Origin of the sequence: Variovorax sp. J22R115, from assembly GCF_030317005.1 — a bacterium.
Lineage (GTDB): Bacteria > Pseudomonadota > Gammaproteobacteria > Burkholderiales > Burkholderiaceae_C > Variovorax.
Window position 1 is genome coordinate 13,182 of the sequence record NZ_JASZYM010000031.1, and the last position, 23,387, is coordinate 36,568.

21 protein-coding genes are annotated in these 23,387 nt (G+C 67.5%); 13 read left to right on the forward strand and 8 right to left on the reverse strand.

Going from position 1 to position 23,387, the window contains the following annotated elements; genetic code table 11:
* Entirely contained in the window at nt 1-180 is a 180-nt protein-coding gene (locus tag QTI04_RS32370) for a hypothetical protein (RefSeq protein WP_286600008.1), read from the forward strand.
* A 24-nt stretch (nt 181-204) separates the two neighbouring features.
* Here QTI04_RS32370 and QTI04_RS32375 read toward each other — a convergent pair whose 3' ends face one another.
* Nucleotides 205-1,344 carry an MBL fold metallo-hydrolase gene (locus QTI04_RS32375; RefSeq protein ID WP_286619329.1) on the reverse strand — a complete coding sequence of 380 codons (1,140 nt, stop codon included), beginning with the start codon at nt 1,342-1,344 and terminating at the stop codon, nt 205-207.
* Nucleotides 1,345-1,486: 142 nt separating this feature from the next.
* Here QTI04_RS32375 and QTI04_RS32380 point away from each other — a divergent pair, with 142 nt between their 5' ends.
* Nucleotides 1,487-5,059, forward strand: coding sequence for a patatin-like phospholipase family protein (locus QTI04_RS32380; RefSeq protein ID WP_286619331.1), 3,573 nt, complete (start codon nt 1,487-1,489; stop codon nt 5,057-5,059).
* Here QTI04_RS32380 and QTI04_RS32385 read toward each other — a convergent pair.
* Nucleotides 4,974-6,677 (reverse strand): hypothetical protein, encoded by a 1,704-nt coding sequence (locus QTI04_RS32385; RefSeq protein WP_286619332.1) that lies wholly within the window; start codon nt 6,675-6,677, stop codon nt 4,974-4,976. The genes QTI04_RS32380 and QTI04_RS32385 overlap by 86 nt on opposite strands.
* A 145-nt stretch (nt 6,678-6,822) precedes the next feature.
* On the opposite strand from QTI04_RS32385, the gene QTI04_RS32390 reads away from it, so the two are divergent.
* The 10 genes from QTI04_RS32390 to QTI04_RS32435 all read left to right on the forward strand — a co-directional run bounded on the left by QTI04_RS32390 (nt 6,823) and on the right by QTI04_RS32435 (nt 16,504).
* Nucleotides 6,823-7,494 carry an amino acid ABC transporter permease gene (locus tag QTI04_RS32390; RefSeq protein ID WP_286619334.1) on the forward strand — a complete coding sequence of 224 codons (672 nt, stop codon included), beginning with the start codon at nt 6,823-6,825 and terminating at the stop codon, nt 7,492-7,494.
* A gap of 5 nt (nt 7,495-7,499) precedes the next feature.
* The gene (locus QTI04_RS32395) at nt 7,500-8,153 is read left to right on the forward strand and encodes an amino acid ABC transporter permease (protein ID WP_286600015.1); all 654 of its coding nucleotides are present in this window, start codon (nt 7,500-7,502) and stop codon (nt 8,151-8,153) included.
* Between the two features lie 47 nt (nt 8,154-8,200).
* Nucleotides 8,201-8,998: a transporter substrate-binding domain-containing protein gene (locus QTI04_RS32400; RefSeq protein WP_286600017.1), complete on the forward strand. Its 798-nt coding sequence runs from the start codon at nt 8,201-8,203 to the stop codon at nt 8,996-8,998.
* A gap of 25 nt (nt 8,999-9,023) precedes the next feature.
* The gene (locus tag QTI04_RS32405; RefSeq protein ID WP_286600018.1) at nt 9,024-9,803 is read left to right on the forward strand and encodes an amino acid ABC transporter ATP-binding protein; all 780 of its coding nucleotides are present in this window, start codon (nt 9,024-9,026) and stop codon (nt 9,801-9,803) included.
* 19 nt (nt 9,804-9,822) lie between these two features.
* Nucleotides 9,823-10,569 (forward strand): sugar phosphate isomerase/epimerase, encoded by a 747-nt coding sequence (locus QTI04_RS32410; protein WP_286600020.1) that lies wholly within the window; start codon nt 9,823-9,825, stop codon nt 10,567-10,569.
* Complete coding sequence (locus QTI04_RS32415; protein ID WP_286619336.1) at nt 10,566-11,516, forward strand: sugar kinase; 951 nt, start codon at nt 10,566-10,568, stop codon at nt 11,514-11,516. Before QTI04_RS32410 ends, QTI04_RS32415 begins: the two co-directional genes overlap by 4 nt.
* Nucleotides 11,513-12,499, forward strand: coding sequence for a D-glycerate dehydrogenase (locus tag QTI04_RS32420; RefSeq protein WP_286619338.1), 987 nt, complete (start codon nt 11,513-11,515; stop codon nt 12,497-12,499). The genes QTI04_RS32415 and QTI04_RS32420 overlap by 4 nt, the downstream gene beginning before the upstream one ends.
* A gap of 14 nt (nt 12,500-12,513) precedes the next feature.
* A complete protein-coding gene (locus tag QTI04_RS32425; RefSeq protein ID WP_286619340.1) occupies nt 12,514-13,536 on the forward strand; it encodes a LacI family DNA-binding transcriptional regulator in 1,023 nt (340 codons plus the stop codon).
* Between the two features lie 269 nt (nt 13,537-13,805).
* A complete protein-coding gene (locus QTI04_RS32430; RefSeq protein WP_286619341.1) occupies nt 13,806-15,002 on the forward strand; it encodes a saccharopine dehydrogenase family protein in 1,197 nt (398 codons plus the stop codon).
* Nucleotides 14,999-16,504 carry an aldehyde dehydrogenase family protein gene (locus QTI04_RS32435; RefSeq protein WP_286619342.1) on the forward strand — a complete coding sequence of 502 codons (1,506 nt, stop codon included), beginning with the start codon at nt 14,999-15,001 and terminating at the stop codon, nt 16,502-16,504. The genes QTI04_RS32430 and QTI04_RS32435 overlap by 4 nt, the downstream gene beginning before the upstream one ends.
* A gap of 8 nt (nt 16,505-16,512) precedes the next feature.
* Here the strand turns inward: QTI04_RS32435 and amrS are convergent, their stop codons facing one another.
* Entirely contained in the window at nt 16,513-17,577 is a 1,065-nt protein-coding gene (gene amrS, locus QTI04_RS32440) for an AmmeMemoRadiSam system radical SAM enzyme (RefSeq protein WP_286619343.1), read from the reverse strand.
* The gene (gene amrB, locus QTI04_RS32445; protein ID WP_286619344.1) at nt 17,574-18,377 is read right to left on the reverse strand and encodes an AmmeMemoRadiSam system protein B; all 804 of its coding nucleotides are present in this window, start codon (nt 18,375-18,377) and stop codon (nt 17,574-17,576) included. Before amrB ends, amrS begins: the two co-directional genes overlap by 4 nt.
* Nucleotides 18,378-18,468: 91 nt before the next feature.
* On the opposite strand from amrB, the gene QTI04_RS32450 reads away from it, so the two are divergent.
* Nucleotides 18,469-18,675 (forward strand): DUF6494 family protein, encoded by a 207-nt coding sequence (locus tag QTI04_RS32450; protein ID WP_286600032.1) that lies wholly within the window; start codon nt 18,469-18,471, stop codon nt 18,673-18,675.
* A gap of 32 nt (nt 18,676-18,707) precedes the next feature.
* Here QTI04_RS32450 and QTI04_RS32455 read toward each other — a convergent pair whose 3' ends face one another.
* The 4 genes from QTI04_RS32455 to QTI04_RS32470 are packed head-to-tail and all read right to left on the reverse strand — an operon-like array spanning nt 18,708 to nt 23,304.
* On the reverse strand, nt 18,708-19,163 hold the full coding sequence (locus QTI04_RS32455; protein ID WP_286619346.1) for an Lrp/AsnC family transcriptional regulator: 456 nt from the start codon (nt 19,161-19,163) through the stop codon (nt 18,708-18,710).
* A 12-nt stretch (nt 19,164-19,175) separates the two neighbouring features.
* Nucleotides 19,176-19,634, reverse strand: coding sequence for a RidA family protein (locus QTI04_RS32460; protein ID WP_286600034.1), 459 nt, complete (start codon nt 19,632-19,634; stop codon nt 19,176-19,178).
* Nucleotides 19,631-20,605, reverse strand: coding sequence for a transglutaminase family protein (locus tag QTI04_RS32465; protein WP_286619347.1), 975 nt, complete (start codon nt 20,603-20,605; stop codon nt 19,631-19,633). Before QTI04_RS32465 ends, QTI04_RS32460 begins: the two co-directional genes overlap by 4 nt.
* 2 nt (nt 20,606-20,607) lie before the next feature.
* On the reverse strand, nt 20,608-23,304 hold the full coding sequence (locus QTI04_RS32470) for a circularly permuted type 2 ATP-grasp protein (protein ID WP_286600038.1): 2,697 nt from the start codon (nt 23,302-23,304) through the stop codon (nt 20,608-20,610).
* Between the last annotated feature and the right edge of the window lie 83 nt (nt 23,305-23,387).

Here is a 23,387-nt window from a genome sequence, read left to right on the forward strand (position 1 = left end):
ATGGATATCGGAATCCTGGGTCTGGTCATCGCCGTGGTCAGCGGTCTTGCCAGCTTCGTGCTGGGCCGCTGGCTCTCCAACAAACGGCGGCAGAAGAAGGCCGATCAGGCGCGCGCCATCGCCGAGGCCGGGCAGAGCCGTCAGGTGCGGCGCGCGCGCGAGCGGCAGCGACGGCGCTGACCCGCGCGGCGCGCAGCGGCCGGGCTACTTCAACCCTTGCCACCAGCGCACGTTCGTGCGCGGCTGGCCGACGGTCAGCACCTCGCCGATGGCCGGCGTGGCGAGTTCGATCTTCTGGCTCTCCGACAGGTCCGCGATGCGGTCCAGCGGGTCGTGCCAGGTGTGGAAAGCGAGATCGAAGGTGCTGTTGTGCACCGAGAACAGCACCTTGCCTCGCAGGTCCTGGAAGGCCTGCACGCTTTGCTCGGGCGTCATGTGCACCGCGGGCCAGTAGGCGTCGTAGGCGCCGTTTTCGATCATCGCCAGGTCGAAGCCGCCGAAGCGTTCGCCGATCTGGCTGAAGCCCTTGAAGTAGCCGGAGTCGCCGCTGTAGAAGATGCGCTGGTTGCCGCTCTGGATGACCCACGACGCCCACAGCGTCTTGTCGCGGTCGTTGAGTGTGCGTCCCGAGAAATGCTGGGCCGGCGTGGCGGTGAGCTGCACGCCGTCGTGCTGCCCGGCTTGCCACCAGTCGAACTCGGCGATGCGATCGGCCGGCACGCCCAGTTCCACCAGCCGCGCGCCCACGGCCAGCGGCACGAAGTAGCGGTTCACGCGCTGCGCGAGGTATTCGATGGTCGCGATGTCGAGATGGTCGTAGTGGTCGTGCGAGAGGATCAACCCCTCGATCGCCGGCAACTGCTCGAGCGCGAGCGGCGGCTGGTGGAAACGTTTCGGACCGATCCACTGGAACGGCGACGCGCGCTCGCTGAAGACCGGGTCGATCAACCAGAACTTGCCGCGCAGCTTGAGCAGGTGGGAGGAGTGCCCCAGCCGGATCACGTGATTGGCCTGCGGATCCAGCGCTTCCAGCTGCGCAGTGGTGATCGGGTGCACCGGGATCGGGTCGGTCGGTACCGTGTCGGTCTTGGTGCCCGCGATGAATCGCGACCAGATCTTCCACTGGCTCGCCGAGGGGAGGGCGTCCGGATTGGGTGGATTGCGAAATCCGCAGTCCCGGAACTGCGGCGATGCGGCGTAGGGCGTCTCGCAGGCCCCGTGGCTCGCGCAACTGGTGAGCAGGGCGCACGCCGCCACCATGAGTCCCCCGCACCACTGGCGCAGCCCTGGATGTGAAGGCTGCGAAGTGGATGCCGGCGTTACGGGTGCGGCGTTTGTCGTCATGAGGATGTGGCTCCCGGAGGCGATATCGGATCGATGCCGCGCGAGCTTAACCAATGCGGCACTGCGGTCCGGCATAGACCGTTCGCTCCATTGATGCGTTGCGGCAAGCATGAAATATTGGGGCCGAACGACGAGGACCCGCATGGACGAAACCATCCAGAAGCTGGTTGCCGAGCGTCGCCATGCACTTCATGGCGCTGATGACGGCCGTCGGGCCTGGGGCCTGGCGCTGTCGGGCGGCGGCGTCCGCAGCGCCACCTTCTGCCTGGGCCTGCTCAAGTCGCTGGCGGCGCACCGGCAGTTGCTCAAGTTCGACCTGATGTCGACAGTCTCCGGCGGTGGCTACATCGGCGCGATGCTGGGTCGGCTCTGCACCAACGCGAAGTCGGCCGATGACGTGCGCGAGATCGAGCGCGCACTGGGCGACGTCGATCGCGCGCGCTTCGGCTGGTGGCTTCGCGGCAATGGCCGCTATCTCATTCCGGGCGGCATGCGCGACACGCTCTTCGCAGCCGCGCTCTACCTGCGCAACCTGCTCGGCACGCACATCGAACTCGCGATCGCTGCCAGCCTGATCGGCATCGTGCTCGCAGCGACCAACCTGCTGCTGTGGGACGCGGTGTTCAGGGCGGTGGACCTCAACAGCATTTCGCCCGACAACCCGAACAGCGTGAGCGCGCTGACCAGCGTGCAGTACGTGCGCCTGCTGGTCGAATGGGCGACACAGTGGCCGACCTTGTGGTTCACGCTCGTCGGGCCTTTCATCGCGTCGATCGTCCTGGCGTGCGCCTACTGGTCGGTGCGCGACAAGCCGTCGACCTCTTCGATGCTGCTTCAGGTGGCCATGTGGGTGGCGCTCGGCCTTGGCGCCTGCTGGATCGGTCCGCCACTGCTGCAGCGCTACAGCGGGCCGCCCTGGCTGGCTCCGGCCTTCGAGATCTTTGCGCTGTGCTGGGTCGTCGCCTTGCTGTGGGTGTTGTACCGAAGCCGGGTGCGATCGGCGGCCGAACTGCGCAACGAGTTGACGGATTGGCTGGCGTCGGTGCTCAACACGGCGCTCTTGATCGTGATGCTCGGCCTGCTCGATCGCAGCGCATGGTGGCTGGCGGCAGAGACGCCGCGGCAGTCCATCTCCTACGGTGCGGTCCTGCTGGTTGTTGCGGCAGCGCTGCGTGGAGTGCTGCCGATGCTGCTCGCTCACAGGCAGGAGATACCAGGCATCGGCAAGACCCTGGTGATGACGCTCGCGAGCCTGCTGGGACTGGTGTTGGCATTCTGTCTCGCGGCATGGTGGGTGAGCGTGGTGTATTCGGTGGCGCTGCTGCCCGTGTTCACGCCCGCAGGGCTGGACTTCATGCGCGGTTGGGCGTGGCTGGGCACCATCGCCGTGATCATCGGCACCTATGCACTGGTGACGGGGCGCAATTTCGCATTCCTCAACGTCTCGTCGCTGCACATGTTCTACAAGGCGCGCATCGTGCGGGGCTATCTGGGCGCGGCCAATGCGCGCCGGCTCGGCGCGAGCCCGACGGACAAGGTTTCGGGCCTGGAGCCGCCTCAGGTGCCAGTCGGCGAGGTCGATTCGCATGACGACATCTCGCAGCTCCACTACACGCCGCAGTCCCATGGCGGGCTGGTCCACTTTGCGAACGTCTGCATCAACCAGACGCACGGCACCAAGGACAAGCTGTTCAATCGCGACCGCAAGAGCCTGCCACTCACGATTGGGCCGTGCGGCTGGATGCAGGCGGCCGGCGCGCCATGGACGCAGGCCCATGGCGACGGTGCGCTCACGCTCGGCGCCTGGACCGCGATCTCGGGTGCGGCCTTTGCGCCCGGCCTCGGCCGGCTGACCAAGCGCGGCATCTCGGCGCTGTCCGTCTTTGCGGGTCTGCGGCTCGGCTATTGGTGGAACAGTTCGGACGCCGGCATCGTTCAGCGGGGCGCCGTCGTGCACGCGAGCCCGCTGTTGATGAAGACACGCTTCATGCTGCTCGAGTGCTTCGGTGCGTTTCCGGGCAGCAGTTCCGCGAACTGGTATCTGAGCGACGGCGGCCATTTCGAGAACACCGGTGCGTACGCACTGCTGCGGCAGGAGGCGGCGTTGATCGTCATTGCCGACTGCGGCGCCGATCCGGCCTATCGCTTCTGCGACTTGGAAATCCTCATCCGCCGCGCGCGCATCGACCTCAACGCGGAGATCACTTTCATGAAGCCGCGGCCGGGTGCCGATTGGACGCACCTCGCTTCCTTCGGCTCGCTCAACGACCTCGCATCGCCGAGCAGCCAGGCGTGCCTTGCGCTGGCGCATGTGCGCTACGCGAGCGGCGCCACGGGCCAGATCGTGTTGGTCAAGCCGAATGTCTCGGCCGCGTTGCCTGTGGATCTCGTGAACTTCAAGGCGGCCAATCCGCTGTTTCCGCAGCAGCCGACCACCGACCAATTCTTCGACGAAGCGCAATGGGAGAGTTACTTCCGCCTCGGCGCCGAGATCGGCGATCGGCTCGAGGAAGAGATGCTGGAGCACGTCGCGTTGGGCGCGCCGGGCCTGTTCGTGCCCGACGACGGCCAACCGAACGCGATCGCGCAAGCGGCGAAGCCCGGTGACAAGGACAGCGCCGCCGCAGCCGGTGGGCTCCATGAGCCGCCTCCAGGCGCGGGTGCTGAAGGCCGGCGCAGTCACGGCGTCGATCGGCATCGGCACTGCGGCGACCTTCGGTGTGGCGGCCTGGCAGGGCATCGACAGCTGGCGCGCACAGCGCGCGGAGGCGGAGCATTCGGAGAACAGCGCCTTCAAGGATCTCACCGAACGCTGGGCGCACCTGGGCAACGGGACGGGTGGCGGCGACGCGCCAGCCCTTTTGGCGGCCGAGCTGCTGCGCACCGGCGATTTGCTGTGCCGCGAGGGCAGCGACAACTTCATGGCGAACTTCCGCCTGTCGGTGCGCATCGTCGACGACGCCAAGCAGGCCTGTGCGAACGAAGCCCCGGAGCAGCGTGCACCGGCCTGCGCCCGCCTTCTCGACCCGGGCAACGGTATCGACTGCCTGCAGCCTCCACCGGCCCAGCCGTGCGCGCCGCGCTATTGGGCACGCGATTACACAGGGCAGACGGGGTCGAAGCAGAACTGCAGCGGCATCCTGCCCGAGCCCTTTGCCATTGCGGTGCGGGCGCGCGACCTCGTGACGGGGTGGCGCGGCGAGACTCGGGTGGCGGCCGCGCCGCCGCCCTATGCCCCCTCGGCCGGTTCAGCCGGTTCGGCGGGCACGCCGGCGCCGATCCCGCCCGACGTCTGCGAAGGCGCCGTCGTCTACGTCCAGACCTACGGCACCGCGTTCCGCGACAAGGCGCGCTCATGGCGCGGGCCGTGGCGCGAACTGGGTGCCTCCGTGCCCCCGATCGAGGACGTGCTCAGTACCTCGCGTCGCCAAGGCCGGGCGCCACCCGTGGGCCATCCGGCTCCGACCGTGGTCATCCGCGAAGAATCATCGCGGGCCTGTGCGCAGGCCCTGGTCCAGACCGCCCCCACGCCGACCGGGCAGCCCTGGGCCATCAAGATGCTGCCGCGCGCGATCAAGTCGGATCCCGGGGCGATCGAAGTGTGGCTGCCGAGGCCCTAGAGAACGGCCCTAGTCCGACCCGGGCCGCCAGACTCTCGCCAGCACGCCCAGCTTGGTACGCAGCGTGTGACGCTCATCGGACAGCGCATCGATGAAGTCCGACAGCCGCTTCGACTTGACCATGGTGTAGACCGTGAGCCAGGTCGTGAACGCGAGGATCGCGCCGAACCAGAGCAGCTTTTTCCACAAGGGCGAATCGGCTTCGGCAAGCAGATTCATGCCGAGGAAGCCGGTCGTGATGGTGCCGATCAGGCCGAACAGCGTGACCACTGTCAGACGTACCACCGTGTTGGCCTGCCGGCGGAGGCTGTCGGCATCGAGGTATGTGTTCATGTCGGCGATGCGCTCCTTGACCTCCTCGTAGAGCGGATCGAGGCCGAGGTGCGTGGTGCACAGGTGCGACAGCGCGCGCACCTGCGCCTGTTCGGAAATCTCGTGGAACCAGTAGCGGTGCGTGAAGCGAAGGAAGCCTTCGAAGCTGGCCCGGATTGCGCGCTTGAAGCGCTTGACGCTCGCGACGTCGTGAATGTCGAGGCTGCGCAGTGCTTCGACGAGGCGATCCGAATACATCAGCAGCGCAGCCTTCTGGAAGTGCGCGATGAGAAAGAGCAGGAAGTGCTGGTGCCGGAACTGCGCCAGCACGCCGCGGTCGCGGCAGCAGAAGAACTCGGCGTGTGCGTCGCCGATGACGATCAGCGCACGGCCGTTGCACAGGTAGCGCGTGTTGGGCGCTGCACCCGCGTTGACCCAGAAGCGGTCGTAGCAGTAGCGCTGCTCGAAGTCGACCATGCTGTCCTCGGCGAAGGGCAGGGGTCCCGCGCCGGAGACGACTGGGTCCGCAGCACCGCTGACCAGGGCCAGCCGCACGAAGTCCGCCCGCGACAGGCCGCGAGGATCGTCGAGTGCGAGGTAGGCCATCACGGGCATGCGGTAGTACTCGATTTGGCGGAAGCGCAGTGCGCCCGGCTCGTCCGAATGGTCGCTCACGAGCGGGCGCATCAGCCACGCCCAGTGGGCCGCAATGCGCGGCGCTCGGTGCTCGGCCACATGCGACATGAAGGCCTCGCGCTGCTGCGCGTCGGAACTCGACAACACGCTGCCGTCGGCCGCCAGCCACTCGACGCTGCTCATGCAATGCAGCGCCTGGCCGAGCGCGTCCCAGCCGCCAGGATACGCACGGCCGAAGCGGTAGAGGATCTCCTGCGCCTGCGGCAGGCTCAGGTCGTCGGCGCCCACCTCGACGTTGAGCAGCACCACGTCGACATCAAAGAAGAAGTACAGGTCGACATGGACCATCTGCAGCGTGATGGGTGCATCGCCGGGCCGCGCCACCACACGCACCGCCGCGACGTCGCTGCGCCGGAATACGCGCATGGGTGAATCGCTTCCGAAATCGGTGCCGGCCTGCCGATCCTTGCGGCCATCGCCGTAGAGGAAGCGCTGCACGTAGGGAAGGAAGCTGACGAACTCGTTGTAGTGGCGCTCGTGAAAGCGGTCGCTGCTGCCGGTGTATTCATCGATCTCCTCGCGCCACGGCGATGCATCTCCGAGGTCGCGCAGCACTTGCCAGGGGCCGCGATGCGCGTGCCGCGGATGGGCCGTCGGCATCAGGCGCAGCGGCCACAGCAAGGTCTGGCGCAGGTGATGCACCGCGGGCGCGGGCGCCGCGGCCGCAAGCTGTGTCTTTGCGTCGGACGTGTCGGTGATCAGCATCGCTCCAGTGTAGGCACGCCGGGTGACTAGGGGAATCCCTAGGGTGGTGCTGAAACCGGTTTCACATATACTGAATCGCCCCGCAATGAAGTGCTTCCGAAGCGCGGCGCACCAATCCGAATCCCCATCCGAGTCATCGTCACCCGTGAATTACCAATTCCAGTTCGACGCCGTCTTCGCCGCATGGCCGCTGCTGCTGAAGGGCACCTGGATCACGATCCAGCTCTCGCTCGTTGCCACGCTGCTGGGGCTGGTGGTGGCCATCTTCTGCGCTTGGGGCAAGACCTCGGGGCCAGCCTGGCTGCGCTTCATCGTCAACGCGTACATCGAGGTCATCCGCAACACGCCCTTCCTGGTGCAGCTGTTCTTCTTTTTCTTCGCGCTGCCGGCCATCGGGCTGCGCTGGTCGCCCTACACGGCGGCGCTCACGGCGATGGTGGTGAACCTCGGCGCCTACGCGGCGGAGATCGTCCGCGCCGGCATCGAGTCCATTCCCAAGGGCCAGATCGAAGCGGGCAGGGCGCTCAACCTAAAGCCCTGGGAGATCTTCCGCTTCGTGGTCATCAAGCCCGCGCTCAAGGCCATCTACCCGGCGCTCACGAGTCAGTTCATCCTGCTGATGCTGAGTTCGGCAGTGGTGTCGGTGATCTCCGCCGATGACCTCACCTCGGTCGCGGCCAATCTGCAGTCGCAGACCTTCCGCAGCTTCGAGATCTACATCGTGGTCGCGTGCATCTATCTGGCACTGGCGCTGTCTTTCTCGGCGCTGTTCAAGCTGATCTACAAGCGCACGCTCAACTATCCGGATCGGCGCTGAACACCATGCGTACCTTCGGCTTTCCCGAATTCCTGTTCATCCTCGAAGCGGCCCAGTGGACGCTGGCACTGTCGCTCATCGCCTTCATCGGCGGCGCGATCCTGGGGCTGGTCGTTGCGCTTGCCCGCACCTCCGAGAGCAAGACGGCGCGCGTGCTGTCGACTGGCTTCATCCAGATCTTCCAGGGTACGCCGCTGCTGCTGCAGCTGTTCCTGATCTTCTTCGGCGCGCCGGTGTTCGGCCTCGACATCAATCCGTGGATCGCGGCGGGCGTGGCGCTGGTGCTCAACAGCGCTGCCTTCCTCGGCGAGATCTGGCGCGGCTGCATCGAAGCCATCCCGCGCGGCCAATGGGAAGCTGCGCAGGCGCTCAATCTCAGCTACGCCTCGCGCATGCGCGACGTGGTGCTGCCGCAGGCCTTCAAGATCGCGCTGCCGCCGACCGTGGGCTACGTGGTGCAGATCATCAAGGGCACGTCGCTCGCGGCCATCATCGGCTTCACCGAGATCACCCGCGCCGGGCAGATCATCAACAACGCGACCTTCCAGCCGCTGCACGTCTTCACGACGGTGGCTGCGCTCTATTTCGTCATCTGCTGGCCGCTGTCGCTGCTGGCGGCGCGCATGGAGCGCAAGCGCGCCAGAGCCCTGGCGCGCTGATTCCTTCCCCTTTTCGACTTCAGTCCTCAACTTCAGGAGACCTCGACATGATCCGTTTCACCACCCGTCGCGCTGCCATCGCAGCCCTGGGCCTCGGCGCCGCGCTGACCGCGTTCGCCCCCTTCGCATCCGCACAGAGCGTGGCCGACATCAAGAAGAAGGGTGAAATCACCATCGGCATGCTGGTGGACTTCCCGCCCTACGGCACCACCGATGCGAAAAACCAGCCCGACGGCTACGACGCCGACGTCGCCAAGCTGCTGGCCAAGGACTGGGGCGTGAAGGCCAACATCGTGCCGGTCACGGGCCCGAACCGCATTCCCTTCCTGCTGACCAACAAGGTCGACCTGCTGGTGGCTTCGCTGGCGGTGACGCCGGAGCGCGCGAAGCAGGTGCAGTTCTCGCAGCCCTATGCGGCCGCGACCATCGTGCTGTACGGCAAGACCAGCGCGCCGATCAAGAGCGCTGCCGATCTGAAGGGCGTGCGCGTGGGCGTGGCCCGCGCCAGCACGCAGGACGTGGCCGTGACCAAGGCCGCACCCGAAGGCACCGAGATTCGCCGCTTCGACGACGACGCATCTGCCATGCAGGCGCTGATGTCGGGGCAAGTCGATGCGATCGGTGCCTCGACCACCGTCGCCGCGCAGATCGCCAAGCGCGTGCCGGCCAACACCTTCGAAAACAAGTTCACGCTGGTCCAGCAGAACATGGGCATCGCGATGCGCCCGGGCCAGGACGACCTGCTCAAGAACGTGAATGAGTTCATCGTCAAGAACACCGCGAATGGCGAACTGAACAAGCTCTACCAGAAGTGGCTGCAGACGGACCTGCCGAAGCTGCAGTAAGCGCAAGAGCCTTCAGGGAACACCCATGACCGACGCAGTCACGACGCACGCGGGCACCGAATCCATCATCCAGATGGAGGCGGTGAACAAGTGGTACGGCACCTTCCAGGTGCTGACCGACATCGACCTCTCGGTGCGCACCGGCGAGCGCATCGTGATCTGTGGGCCGTCGGGCTCGGGCAAGTCGACGCTGATCCGCTGCATCAACCGTCTCGAGACGGTGCAGAAGGGCCGCATCGTGGTCGACGGCATCGAGCTCACGGCCGGCGGCAAGAACGTCGATGCCGTGCGCGCCGAGGTTGGCATGGTGTTCCAGCAGTTCAACCTGTTCCCGCACCTCACCATCCTGCAGAACTGCACGCTGGCGCCGATGCGCTCGCGCGGCATGAACAAGGCGCAGGCGGAAGAGGTGGCGATGAAGTACCTCACGCGCGTGCGCATTCCCGAGCAGGCGCACAAGTATCCGAGCCAGCTCTCAGGCGGCCAGCAGCAGCGCGTGGCGATCGCGCGGGCGTTGTGCATGTCGCCGAAGATCATGCTGTTCGACGAGCCGACTTCGGCGCTCGACCCGGAGATGGTCAAGGAGGTGCTGGACACCATGATCGGCCTCGCCGAGGACGGCATGACCATGCTGTGCGTCACGCACGAGATGGGCTTTGCGCGCAGCGTGGCCGACCGCGTGATCTTCATGGCCGACGGCAAGATCGTGGAGCAGGGTCCGCCTGCGGACTTCTTCGGCAGCCCGAAGCACGAGAAGACGCGCCAGTTCCTCGGTCAAATCTTGAGCTCGCATCAAGCGCATTGACGAATCTATCCCCAACGACATGACGCAGGTATTGATTTCTCTCTCATCGTTCGGGGCCGCAGAAACGGGGCGCCACGGCCAGTTGTGGTGTTCGCAGCTTGCCAAGGCTGCCGGCGCCGACAGTGTCGAAGTGCGCGGCGAGTTGTTGCGCGATCCGGCGACCGAGCTCCCTGCACTGGCCGGGCTCGCTTCCGTCTATTCCAGCCCGGAAGGTCTCTGGGCCGAAGGCGGCTGGCTCGACAGCGCGGCGCTCGGCCGCGGCATCGCGGCGGCGAGCACGCTCGGCGCCAAGCGGCTGAAGATGTCGATCGGCGACTTCGGTCCGTCGTCGCACGGCTCGCTGTGGGGCCTCAAGGTGCAGCTCGCTGAAACCCGCGTCGAACTCGTGATCGAGAACGACCAGACCGTATCCGCCGGCACGCTGCCCGCGTTGCAGGCTTTCTTCGACGCTGCCGACCATGCGGGGCTCGACCTGGGCATGACCTTCGACATGGGCAACTGGCACTGGGTCGGCGAATGCCCGTTGCAGGCCGCGCAGGCGCTGGGCCGCCGCGTGCGCTACGTGCATTGCAAGGGCGCGCAGCGATTGCCGGCCAAGTGGGTGGCGGTGCCGCTCGCCGACTCGGTGGCGCCCTGGCGCGCCGTGTTGCGCGCGTTGCCGGCCGATGTGCCGCATGCCATCGAATATCCCCTGATCGGCGACGACCTGTTGGCCGTCACACGCGAGCAGATCGCGCGCATCCGCTCTTTGCGAGGCACATCATGACAAACACTTCCTTCGATGTCGCGCTGTTCGGCGAAGCCATGCTGTTGCTGGTGGCCGACCAGCCGGGCCCGATCGAGAACGCAACCGCCTTCCACAAGCGAACGGCCGGCGCCGAGACGAACGTGGCGATCGGCCTGTCGCGCCTGGGCCTGAAGGTCGGCTGGGCCAGCCGGCTCGGCACCGACTCGATGGGCCGCGCGCTGCTCGCCACCATGCAGGGCGAGGGCATCGACTGTTTCCATGTGACCACCGATGCGACGCAGCGCACCGGCTTCCAGTTCAAGGGCCGCGTGACGGATGGCAGCGATCCGCCGGTCGAATACCACCGCAAGGGATCGGCTGCGAGCCAGATGGGCCCGGCCGATATCGACGAAGTCTGGCTGCGCTCCGCACGGCATCTGCACGCGACCGGCGTGTTCGCGGCCATCTCCAGCACCAGCCTGCAAGCCGCGATCAAGAGCATGGAGGTGATGCGCCAGGCCGGCCGCACGATCTCCTTCGACCCTAACCTGCGGCCGACGCTGTGGGCTTCCACCGAGGTCATGCGCAATACGATCAACGACCTCGCGGCCCGCGCTGACTGGGTGCTGCCGGGCATGGAAGAAGGCCTGCTCCTCACTGGCGAGAGCACACCGGAAGGCATCGCGCATTTCTATCGGCAACGCGGCGCGAAGCTGGTGGTCGTGAAGCTCGGCGCCGAGGGCGCCTACTACGACAGTGATGTCGCCGGCACGGGGCGCGTCGAAGGCTTCCCGGTCAAGGAGATCGTCGATACCGTGGGCGCCGGCGATGGCTTCGCGGCGGGCGTGGTGAGCGCGTTGCTCGAAGGCAGGTCGGTGCCCGATGCCGTGCGGCGCGGCGCCTGGATCGGCGCGCGCGCCGTGCAGGTGCTCGGCGACACGGAAGGCCTGCCGACGCGGGCGCAGCTCGAGGAGGCCCGGCTATGACGCGCAAGAACATCCTCGTATTCCGCGAACTCCCGGACGACCAACTGGCACGCTTGCAGGCGGCGCATGAGGTCATCGTCGCGAATCCGCGTGTGGCCGCGCAGCGCCCCGCCTTCGATGCGGCCTTGACCACGGCCCATGGCCTGATCGGCTCGAGCTTCCCCATCGACGACGCGCTGCTCGCGCGCGCACCGCAGCTCGAAGTGGTTTCCAGCGTGTCGGTCGGCGTCGACAACTACGCGCTGTCAGCGCTGCATGCGCGCGGCATCACGCTGTGCCACACGCCCGGCGTGCTCGACGAGACGGTGGCGGACACCGTCTTCGCACTGCTCATGGCGACCAGCCGTCGCGTGGTCGAACTGGCGACCCTCGTTCGCGAGGGCCGGTGGACCCAGAACGTCGGCGAGGAGCTGTTCGGCTTCGACGTCCATGGCAAGACGGTGGGCTTGCTGGGCTTCGGACGCATTGGCCAGGCGATTGCTCGCCGCGCCGCGCTCGGCTTCGGCATGCCGGTGCTCTACCACGCGCGGCGGCCGGTCGATCTCGCGACGCAGGCGCCGGAACTGCAGGGGCGCGCAACGCACACGCCGCTCGATGAACTGCTCGCATGTTCCGACATCGTCGTCGCGATGCTGCCGCTGTCGGACAGCACGCGCGGGATGATCGACGCGAAAGTGTTCGGCGCGATGAAGCCGGGCGCGATTTTCATCAACGGCGGCCGCGGCGCCACGGTGCAGGAAGACGCGCTGCTCGCAGCGCTCGACCAGGGCACGCTGCGTGCGGCGGGCCTCGACGTCTTTGCGACCGAGCCGCTTCCCGCGGCATCGCCGCTACGTACGCATCCGCGTGTGACGCCGCTGCCGCACATCGGCTCGGCCACGCACGAGACGCGCCATGCGATGGCCGAACTGGCGACCACCAATCTGCTGCGCGCATTGGCCGGGGAGAAGCCGTTGGCCGTCTTCGACACGGCTTCCGCTTGAACGCCAGAGGCCCCATGCAGCGCCCGGGTCGCGCAACCATTGCGGATGTGGCCAAGGCTGCTGGCGTGTCGAAGGCCACGGTCTCGCGATTTCTCAATCACCGCGAGCGTCTGCTGAGCCCCGACATCGCTGCGCGCGTCGAAGCCGCGGTGGCCCAACTGGCCTACACGCCGAGCCCCATGGCGCAGGCACTGAGCCATGGCCGTTCGCGCCTGATCGGCCTGATCGTGGCCGACATCACCAACCCCTATTCGGTTGCCGTGCTACGCGGTGCCGAGAAGGCCTGCCAGGAGGCCGGCTACCTGGTCATGTTGTTCAACCTCGGCAATGACGTCGACCGTGAGCGCGAGGCCATCGATGCGCTCGCCGGCTACCAGGTCGACGGCTTCATCCTCAACACGCTCGGTCGCGGTGGCCTTGTCGATGCCGATGCCTTGCACGGCAAGCCGGCCGTGCTGGTCGACCGCATGCATGCCGGCATGCACTCAGACTTCGTCTCGCTGGACAACGCCGCCGCGATGAAGACGGCTTGCGGGCATCTCGTCGAAGGCGGTTATCGCGAGCTGCTCTACATCACCGAGCCGCTGAAGGGCGTGAGCTCTCGGCGCGAGCGCACGGCCGCTTTCGGCGCCTGCGTGGCCGCGCACGAGCCGCGGGTGGCGGGCGAGGTTTTCGAATGCAAGGGGGACGATGGCGATGCCCTCGACGCCGCATTGAGCGCCTTGCGCAAGCGCGCCAGGCGCGGTCGCCGGGTGGCCGTGCTGGCGGGCAATGCGGTGGTCACGCTGCGCGTGGCCGCAGCCATGGCGCGGCTGGACCTGAGCTTCGGGACGGACGTCGGCTTCGTCGGCTTCGACGATGCCGAGTGGGCGCCGCTGATCGGCCCCGGCCTGACTGCCGTCGCGCAGCCGACGGATGCCATCGGACGCGCCGCGGCCACCTGCCTCATCGAGCGCCTGCGCGGCCTCGAAGGCCCGGCGCGGCAATTGCTGCTCCCGGGCGAGTTGGTGGTGCGCGGGTCGTCGGCCGCGGCCTGATATCGCTCGCGGCGCGCGAGTAGCCGGCCAGCTCGTCGCAGCGCGATCCGCTCTGGATGAACTCGCGTCTCACGCCTGCACGCGCCGTATGGCAACGGCTTTGCAACGCTGAAGATTTTCTCGTGCGGCTTGCACGCTGACCATTCGAGCGTCTGTCTCGTCGTTTCGCCCGAACGGCGCGTGCCTTCGACGCAATGCCGGCTTCTCCCTGCCAGCAGGCCCTCCTAAAGTGACCTCAACTCGATGGTCGCGTGCGAAGGAGGTGCCCCATGAATCCGATCGACATTCGCAAGGTCCTCGTTCTGGGCGCGGGCAAGGTCGGCGGCACGGTCGCCGACATGGTGGCCGAGTACCACCGGCTGCCCGTCACGCTCGCTGACCGCGAGCACCGTCGGCACGAGCCCGGTGATCGCCTGGTGCAGCGCACCATCGTCAACGTCGAGGACGACACCGCGCTTGCCGCCGCACTGGTCGGCCATGACGTGGTCATCAATGCGCTGCCTTTCTATCTCGCATCGGGCGTCGCGGCGGCAGCCAGATCCCTCGGCGTGCACTACCTCGACCTGACGGAGGATGTCGCCGCCACCACCGCGATCCGCGCCATGGCAGAAGGCGCCCGCACGGTGTTGATGCCGCAGAGCGGGCTCGCGCCCGGCGTGATCGGGATGCTGGGCGGCCACCTGGCGGATCGCTTCGACGAACTGTACGACCTGCACCTGCGCGTCGGCGCGCTGTCGCGCCACGCGACCAACGGTCTGCGCTACAACTTCACGTGGAGCATCGATGGCGTCATCAACGAGTACTGCCATCCGTGCGCGGCCATCGTGCAGGGCCATCCGGTATCGGTGCAACCGCTCGAAGGCATCGAGACGCTGGTGCTCGACGGCGAAAGCTATGAAGCCTTCAACACCTCGGGCGGGCTCGGCACGCTGTGCGAGACGCTCGCGGGCCGTGTGCGAAACCTCGACTACAAGACCCTGCGCTATCCCGGCCACCGCGATGCCATGGCGCTGCTGCTGCACGACCTCCGGCTGATCGAGCGTCGCGATCTGCTGAGGGAGGTTCTCGACCATGGGGTGCCGCACAGCCGGGAGGATGTCGTGATCGTCTTCGCGTCGGCATCGGGGCTGCGCCATGGCCGTTTCGAGCAGGAGACGCGCATGGCCCGCATCCATGGCGGGCGGCTGCGCGGCGTGGACCGTACTGCCATCGAACTCGCGACGGCCGCCGGCGTGGTGGGTGTGTTCGAACTGCTGCGCAATGGGCAGCTGCCCGCGTGCGGCTTCGTCGGGCAGGAACAGGTTGCGCTCGAGGCATTCCTCGCGACACGGGTCGGCAGTTGCTATGCGGACCTGGGTGAGGGGGGCGCAGCTTCCGGGCACGCAAGTCCGTCTCGCAGCCAGACCTTCGCACATACTTGGCCGCCTCAGGCACGACGCCGGACCCGGAAGGAGCCACAAGCATGAGCGAAGTACAAGCTGTTTTCGAACGCTGCAGCATCACCGCGGCGGAACGCTCGGGCGGCGCCTTGCGCGTGCGCTCGGCCATCGACGGCGCCGAACTCGCCCGTCTGCACGAGACGCCGGTGGCGTCTATGCCCGACGTGATCGCCCGTTCGCAGGCCGCCTTCCGCCGCTGGCGCGACGTGCCGGCGCCAGCGCGTGGCGAGCTGGTGCGACTCTGGGGTGAGGAGCTGCGCATATCCAAGGCCGATATCGGCAGGGTCATCTCGCTGGAGGTCGGCAAGATCGCCCAGGAGGGCCTGGGCGAGGTGCAGGAGGGCGTGGACATCTGCGAGTTCGCGCTCGGCCTGTCGCGGCAGCTCTACGGCAAGACCATCGTGTCCGAGCGTCCGGGTCACCGGATCATGGAGCAGTACCACCCGCTGGGGCCGGTGGCGGTCATCACGGCATTCAATTTTCCGAGCGCGGTGTTCGCGTGGAACGCGGCCATCGCGCTGGTGTGCGGCGACCCCGTCATCTTCAAGCCGTCCGAGAAGGCGCCGCTGTCCGGCCTCGCGACCTTCAGGGCGCTGGAACGCGCGATCGCGCGCTTCGGCGATCGCGCGCCGGGCGGGCTCGCGCAGATCGTGATCGGTGGCGCGGCCCAGTCGCAGGCGCTGGTCGACAGCACCGACATTCCGCTGGTGTCCGCGACTGGCTCGACGCGCATGGGCCGAGAGGTCGGCCCGCGTGTGGCCGCGCGATTCGGCCGTCGCATTCTCGAACTCGGCGGCAACAACGCGATGATCGTCACGCCGGCGGCCGATCTCGACATGGCCTTGCGGGCGATCCTGTTCAGCGCAGTCGGCACGGCGGGACAGCGTTGCACTTCGCTACGCCGGCTCATCGTCCATCGCACGGTCAAGGACGCCCTGTTGGCGAAGCTGCTGGCGGCCTATGAGAGCCTGCGCATCGGCCATCCCCTGGAGGAGGGCACCCTGGTGGGCCCGCTGATCGACGAGCCCGCCTTCGACACCTTGCGGCACGCCATCGCCGAAGTCGAGGCGCAGGGCGGCCGCATCCTGACCGGCGGCGATCGCGTGCTCGCCGAGCGTTTCCCGGAGGCCTTCTACGTGCGCCCCGCCATCGCCGACATGCCGGCGCAGACGGAGCTGGTGCGGCGCGAGACCTTCGGCCCGTTGCTCCATGTGCTGGGCTACGACGACCTCGATCAGGCGATTGCAATGCACAACGACGTTCCGCAAGGCTTGTCGTCGTGCATCTTCTCGAACGACTTGCGCGAGGTCGAGCGCTTCATCTCGGCGGCCGGCTCGGATTGCGGCATGGCCAACGTCAATATCGGTCCGAGCGGCGCGGAAATCGGCGGTGCATTCGGCGGGGAGAAGGAAACCGGCGGCGACCGCGAGAGCGGGTCCGATGCATGGAAGCAGTACATGCGGCGAACGACGAACACCATCAACTTCTCGACCGAGCTGCCATTGGCACAGGGCATCCGGTTCGGCTGAACCGAGGACTACGCAGCGAGCCGCACCGGAATCCGCCGCCGGCCGAAGCCGCGCGTGAAGGCGCCGAAACGTCCCGCGATCGGTGTGCCGCAGTGCGGGCAGGTAGCGCTTGCATCGAGTTCGCAATCGAACACGACGTACCAGTCGCGCCGCACCAGCGCTGCGCGACAGCCGGGGCAGAAGGTGGTCCCGCCTTCGACGTCATGCACATTGCCCGTGTAGACGTGGTGCAGGCCGTTGCCTAGCGCGATGGCGCGCGCCCGCGTCAGCGTGGCCGGCGGCGTCGGCGCCACGTCCAGCATCCGGTAGTCCGGATGGAAGGCGCTGAAGTGCAGCGGCACGTGGGGCCCCAGGCGGTCGGCGATCCAGCGCGTCATCGCGTCGATCTCGGTATCGCTGTCGTTGTGGCCGGGGATGAGCAGCGTCGTGATCTCGAACCAGCAATCGGTTTCGTGGCGAAGGTATTGCAGCGTGTCGAGCACGGGCGCGAGGTGTGCGCCGGTCTGCTGGAAGTAGAACCCTTCGGTGAATCCCTTGAGGTCGACGTTGGCTGCGTCCATCCGCGCGTAGAACTCTCGCCGGGGCGCGGCGTGCATGTAGCCCGCCGTCACGGCGACGCTGTGCAGCCCGAGTGCGTGGCAGGCGTCGGCGACATCCATGGCGTATTCGGCAAAGATCACGGGGTCGTTGTAGGTGAAGGCCACGCTCGAAGCGCCGCTCTCGAGCGCTGCTTCGGCAATGCGTTCGGGCGAGGCCGTGTCCATCAGCCGGTCCAGCTCGCGGCTCTTCGAGATGTCCCAGTTCTGGCAGAACTTGCAGGCGAGGTTGCAGCCCGCCGTGCCGAAGCTCAGGACACTGCTGCCGGGGAAGAAGTGGTTGAGCGGCTTCTTCTCGATCGGGTCGATGCAGAAGCCCGAGCTGCGTCCGTAAGTCGTCAGCGCCATCGCATCACCGACGCGCCGGCGCACGAAGCACATGCCGCGCTGGCCCTCGTGCAGGCGGCAGTCGCGCGGGCACAGGTCGCATTGGATGCGCCCGTCGTCGAGCTGGTGCCACCAGCGGCCGGGCGTCACCGGGTCTCCTCGAATGCGATGGCCCCGTAACCGACGACGCGATCACGGTCGCCCGCGGTGTCTCCGGAGTTGCGCAGGTCGAGCAGGCGCGGCGCCAGGCCGTGGTGGCGCGCGGCCCTGAGCGCGCCATTGATGGCCGCCGATCCGCAAGCCTCGTGCGGGGAGAGTCCGGCATCGAATCCCAGGATGCGCTGCACGGTGGCGCGATCGATGGCCTGCGCCTTTTCGTAAGTCAGGTAGTGCGACAGGTCGGAGCTGATCACGATCAGCGTCTCCGGGCCGCCCCAGAGCCGCTCCAACACCTGTGCCACTGCCTCCACGCTGGCGTCGCCGACGACCAGCGGCACGAGCGTGAAGTGACCGAGCACGCTTTGCAGAAAGGGCAGCTGGACTTCGAGCGAATGCTCTCGTTCGTGGGCACGGTTGCTGCGAACCACCTGCGGCAGGTCGTCGAGGCCGGCCAGCGCCGCGACGTCCACGGGAACCCGGCCCAGCGGCGTCTCGAAACTCAGTGCTTCGGGCGCGGCGAGCCCCCTGACCCATTCGCGGTGTGCGGGTCCGAGCAGCACCACGCGGCTGACGATCGGTTCGCGCCTGCGTTCGAGCAAGGCATAGGCATGCGCTGCCACCGCGCCGCAGTATTCGTAACCGGCATGCGGGGAGATGATCAGCTTAGGCCGGCGTCGCGCAGGTTGGTCGACGACGACGCCGTCCAGGCAATCCGCGACCTGCTCCCGCAGCGCCTTGGGTGCGGCGGGGTAGAACAGGCCATCGACAGCGGCGTGGCGCACGGCAGGCATGGGCAGGACTCCTGCCATTGAATTTGAACCTTTCGGGGTCGAAAATCAATCCTGTCCGGTTGCGCCGCAGCCCGTGTCTTCGGAGATCGCCATGAATGAAGAAAGCTTCAATCTCAGCATCAGGAAGTTTCTCAAGACGGTGGGTGTCAGCTCGCAGCGCGACATCGAGCAGGCCGTGGCGAAGGCGATCGCGGCGGGCTCCCTCCAGGGCGACGCGAACCTGCCGGCGACGATGACGCTGGAGATTCCGTCCCTGAATCTGAAGGTCAAGTTCGATGGAGAGATCCGCCTCGACTGAGCCGGCAAGGCTGCCGGTCGGGACCCGCCGATTCAGGCGGCAGGCGGCGGTGCGACGGCGGTGCGTCGGTCCACCTTCCGGCTGAGCACCACCGACGTGTGCGTGTGCTGGATGCCCTCGATCAGGCCAATCCTGTCGAGCAAGGCATCGAGTTGCTCGTTGGTCTCGCAGCGCAGGAACACCATGTAGTCGAACTGGCCGCTGACGGCAGACAACTCTTCGACTTCGGGCAGGCGTTCCAGCGCCCGGACGACGGCACTGCCCATCTTGGGCGCGACGCTCAGGCCGCAATAGGCGCGCACTGCGGCCTGTTCGAGGCGCTGGCCGAGGCGCACGCCATAGCCGGAAATCACGCCATCGCGTTCCAGTCGGGCAATGCGGGCGACGACTGTGGTGCGCGCCACCCCCAGCTTGCGCGCGAGCAGCGCGGCGGGCTCCCGGGCGTTCGCCTGGAGCAGGCTCAGCAGGTGGCGATCGGTGTCGTCCAACGAGGGCGGGCCTCAGTCCACTTCGGCGATGAGGTCGATCTCGACGCAGGCGCCCATCGGGTTCTGCGCAACGCCGAAGGCACTGCGCGCGTGGGCGCCTTTTTCGCTCCCGAACACCTCGGCGAACAGTTCGCTTGCGCCGTTGGTCACGAGGTGCTGCTCGGTGAAGGTGCCGACCGAGTTGACCAGGCTCATGAGCTTGACGATGCGCCTGACCTTGTTCAGGTCACCGACCGCCGCATGCAGGGTGCCCAGCAGATCGATGGCAATCGCGCGTGCGGCCTGCTTGCCTTCGTCCGTTGTCATCGTGGCGCCGAACTGGCCGACCCAGGGCTTGCCGTCCTTCTTGGCGATGTGGCCCGAAAGAAAGACCAGATTGCCAGTCCTTACGAAAGGCACATAGGCCGCGACTGGTACGGAGACGGGCGGCAGGGTGATGCCGAGGCTGGAAAGCTTGTCGTAGACGCTCATGAGGGCTCCTCGTTCTGGGTTTGCGATTGCGATTGCGTTTGTGTCTGCGATCGCGCGATGCGTGCCGCTTCCTCGCGCAGTTCTTCGAGCGGCCGCACCGTCACGCTCACATCCAGCGTATGGCGGGCGCCGCCGTGCAGCACGCCGCGCATGGGTGACACGTCGGAATAGTCCCGCCCGATGGCGAGTGTCACGTAGTCCTCGCCCGGCTGACGGCCGTTGGTCGGGTCGAAGTCGGCCCATGCGCCTGGACCGTCGTCGCCGGGCAGATACACCGACACCCAGGCATGCGAGGCGTCGGCGCCGATCAGGCGAGGCCGTCCGGGCGGCGGTTGCGTCAGCAGGTAGCCGCTCACGTAGCGCGCCGGCAGGCCCATCGTGCGCAGACAGGCGATCATGATGTGCGCGAAGTCCTGGCAGACGCCCCTGCGCTGGGCCAGAGCCTCGATGGCCGGCGTGCTGATCTCGGTGCTCTCGGAGTCGTACTCGAAGTCGCGGTACATGCGCAGCGTGAGATCCATCGCGACGTCGAAAGCCGGCCTGCCGGGCGCGAAGCTCGGGCGCGCGTACGCGGCGAAGTCGTCATGCCGCGGCACGTAGCGCGAGGGAAAGACGAAGTCCGACGCCGGGTCGTACGCCGAATCCTTGACGTAGCGGAAGCGATCGCGCACCTCTTCCCACGGCAGTTCGCGAGCCACGTCCGGCGAGAGCACCGGCGGGGAGGTGTCGACCACGCTCTCTGCAGTGACGACGAGTTCCTCATGCGTCGATTCGAGCGCGAAGAAGGCGCGCGCGTTGCCGTAGACGTCCGGCGCCTCGCTGCACTGCGCGGGTGTGGGGCTGATCTTCAGCGCATGGCTCACCAGACGCTGAGACAGCGTATCCATCGGCTTCAGGTGCGCCAGGTGCTGCGCCGTCTCGACCGGCGGCGTGTAGTCGTAGCGCGTGGAATGGGTGACGTGAAGCAGCATGATCAGGCTCCAACGGACCGGACGGATTCGGACGTGAGCGTGAAATAGCGCGTCCCGATCGCGTCCGACACATGGTATGCGGCTGTCTCGCAGGCAGTGAACAGGTGAACCAGCGCAGGATACTGCGCGTCGGGACCGGCTTCGCACAAATGCTCCAGCGTCCAGGTGTCCGGATCGGGCAACTCGTGGGAAAGGGCGGTGAGCTTGCCAGGCGCGCTGCCCGCGAGCCGGGCGATGCGCTTGCGCAGCGTCTGCGTGACCCAGGCCAGCGATCGCGGGTTGTCGCCGTCGAGCACCAGCAGGTCGACCAGCGTCGCTACGTCGCGACGCTGCTGGTAGCGCGCATGGAAGGTGATCGTGCTGTCGAACAGCGCCACCATCGCTTCGAAGCCACTCACCTCGTGCACCGAGCCGTGCTCGAAGCCGGCGGCCAGGGCGCTGGAGAGAAATCCCAAGCGCTCGATGTGCCGGCCGATGGACAGCAGCCGCCACGCGTCGTCGCGCGTCATGCGGTCGGTCTGGGCGCCGGTCATCGCCGCCAGCGCGGTGCTCGCGGATTCGAGCAGGCGCAGCGCGGCGCCGGTCGCGTAGCCGCCTTCGCCTTTCTCGCTCGCCTGTTCGGCGCTGCGGCGCAGGAAGTCGGTCTCGGCGCGCACGATCTGGTTCCAGTGATCCTGCGACAGCCGCTCGCGCACCGCGGCGGCGGACTGGCGGATGCAGCGCAGGCTGTAGCCCACGCTGCCGCCCTTCTCGACGTCGCCCAGTTCCGCGATCAGCGCGCGCTCGAACACGCGACGGGACTTCGGCAGGCTCGGCACTTCGGGCGAGACCAGCGCGTTGCGCAGCGCGAGTTGATGCAGCCAGACCAGCAGGGCGCGCGAGGATTGGTCTTCGCCGCCCAGCAGGTCGATGGTGAGGCGAGCCAGGCGCACGGCGTTCTCGGCGCGCTCGGTGTAGCGGCCCAGCCAGAACATGTTCTCCGCGGCGCGACTGGTGACGGGGGCGCGATGGCGTGCCAGCGACGCTGGCGTCGCATGCGGGTGCAGCAGCGAGGTGCGATCGATCTCGTCTAGCGTCTGTACCCAGACATCGGCGCTGCTGCCGCCGCGCTGCATCGAGGCGATCTGCGCATCGGGTCCGACCAGGCGTGCGAGGCCGCCGGGGAGAACGCGCCACGAGCGCGGCCCGTCGCTCACCGCGAACACGCGCAAGAGCACCGACCGCGGCGCGATGTGGCCACGTCCGAGGTCCTGCGTCCAGGTCGGCATCTGCGACAGCGGCAGGTAGCTCTGCACGGTGTGCTCGTCGCCCTGGCGCACGATGCGGCCGGCCCACTCGTCGAGTTCGCGCCGGCCCATGTGGCGGCCGAGCACGGCGTCGAAGCTGGTGTGCGAATCGTCTCCGGGGTAGGTGGACTTGATCGCGCAGTCCGCCAATTGCGGCAGCACCGCTTCCATGGCGGCGCGTTCGCCGCACCACCAGGTGGGCAGCGCCGGCAGTCGCAGCTTCTCTCCGATCAGGCGTCGCGCCAGTGCGGGCAGAAAGCCGAGCAGGGCAGGCGATTCGAGGAAGGCCGAGCCGGGCATGTTGGCCACCAGCACGTTGCCCGCGCGAATGGCCTGCAGCAGGCCCGGCACGCCGAGCGTGGAATCGGGACGCAGTTCTAGTGGGTCGAGGTACTGGTCGTCCAGCCGCTTGATGAGGCCGTGCACCGGTCGCAGGCCCTGCAACGTCTTGAGGTAGAGGCGCTGGTCGCGTACCGTCAGGTCGTTGCCCTCGACCAGCGTGACGCCGAGATAGCGCGCGAGGTACGCGTGCTCGAAGTAGGTTTCGTTGTAGGGGCCGGGCGTGAGCAGGGCGATGTGGGGCGGCTGGCCGGCCGGGCACATGTTCTGCAGCCCTTCCATCATTGCGTTGTAGGTCGCGGCGAGGCGCTGCACGTGCAGGTTCTCGAAGGCCTGGGGAAACTGCCGTGCGATGGCGAGCCGGTTTTCGAGCAGATAGCCCAGCCCCGAAGGCGCCTGCGTGCGTTGCGAGATCACCCACCAGTTGCCATCGGGCCCGCGAGCCAGATCGAAGGCCGCGATGTGCAGCCAGGTGTCGCCTGGCGGTTGGACGCCGTGCATTGCGCGCAGGTAACCCGCGTGACCCTGCACCAGCGCCGGCGGCAGCAGGCCTTCGGCCAGCAGTTGCTGCGGGCCGTAGACGTCGGCCATCACGCGGTCGAGCACGCGCACGCGCTGCTGCACGCCGGCCTCGACCTGCGCCCAGCTTGCGGGCGAGACGATCAGCGGGAACAGGTCGAGCGACCACGGCCGCTGGGGGCCGTCGGCATCGGCGTAGACGTTGTAGGTGACGCCGTTGTCGCGGATCTGGCGTTCGAGGCTGATCGCGCGCCGCGGCAGGTCGTCGAAGCCGCCTGGGCCCAGCTGTTCGAAGAAGCCCGCCCATGAGGGCGAGAGCGGCGCATGCTCGCGCTGCCCGCCGAGGTCCCGTTCCGGGGAGGGTGCGGCCGGCGGCACGGACGCTGCATCGTAGAGCGGGGCGGGTTGCGACGGCACTCCGAGGCGCGATGCGGTTTCCGGCGTTGCGGCGCCTCGCAATTCGTCGAAATGGCCAGGTGCAGCCGGGGGAGCGAGCGCCGACGCGAGCGCTGCGGGTGCTTCCAGCGCCTGCGCGTCGAAGAGGGATTCGTTCATTGGGTCCACGGTGCGGTGATTGTCAGGGGAAACTCACCCCCCAGGCTTCGCGCACTTCGTGTCGCTGGGCCAACCCCCGACCG